A 779-nucleotide genomic window follows, 5' to 3' on the forward strand; every position below is an offset into this window, starting at 1 on the left:
CGGCCTTCGCCCTGGTCGCGCTCGATGCTGATGCCGGGCAGGCGCTGCACGGCCTCGGCGACGTTGGCGTCGGGCAACTGCGCCACGCCATCGGCATGCACCACGCTTTCGATGGTGTCCGAGTTGCGTTGTTGCTTGAGCGACTTGTCCAGGCTGACAGCCTGGCCGACCACTTCGACGTGCTCGGTGGCACCGATGGCCGATGTTTCGGCGGCGCTTAAACGCTCGCTGGCAATTGCCAGGGCCAATGCACTGACCGTAAAGCCGACCCACTGCGCCTTGCTGCGACACTTGTACATGCTTGTCCTCCCCCAAAATCGCCCGTCAGGCCGGGCAAATGGCCCGACAACTTGGGAGCGAAAGCTAGGGTCGGTGGATGACAGAGCTGTGACAGCGTTTGGCTAAAACCTCGAAACAGAGGGTTTTACGCGGTAAAACAGGGATAAATGAGCTGATTTGACCTGATTGCCAAGAGATCGGCCCCCGTAGCAGCTGCCGAAGGAACGAGGCTGCGTCCGGCGACGTAGTCGTCGTAAATACTGAGAGCTAGGTTCGACTGGTACACCGCAGTGCCTGATTTCACGACGGCTTCGCCGCCGGACGCAGCCTCGTTCCTACGGCAGCTGCTACGCAACATCCCCTCCTTTTTATCCGCCATACCCCATGCAGCTGAGCACCATTCTCAACAACACGGCTCATTTCAGTTTTTTCCGTAAAAAGCCCCACCGCTATTAGTCCGCAAGGCCTCCAATGGATTAAAGTAACGCCCCAAGCCCCGA

The 779-nt window shown here is 59.1% G+C and carries 1 pseudogene; it reads right to left on the bottom strand.

Annotated features, from left to right (window positions below):
• A pseudogene (locus HBO11_RS28425) lies at positions 1–299 on the bottom strand (TonB-dependent receptor); the annotation flags it as partial.
• Positions 300–779 lie beyond the last annotated feature (480 nt).

It is taken from the genome of Pseudomonas sp. WS 5010, from assembly GCF_012985565.1.
Taxonomy (GTDB): domain Bacteria; phylum Pseudomonadota; class Gammaproteobacteria; order Pseudomonadales; family Pseudomonadaceae; genus Aquipseudomonas.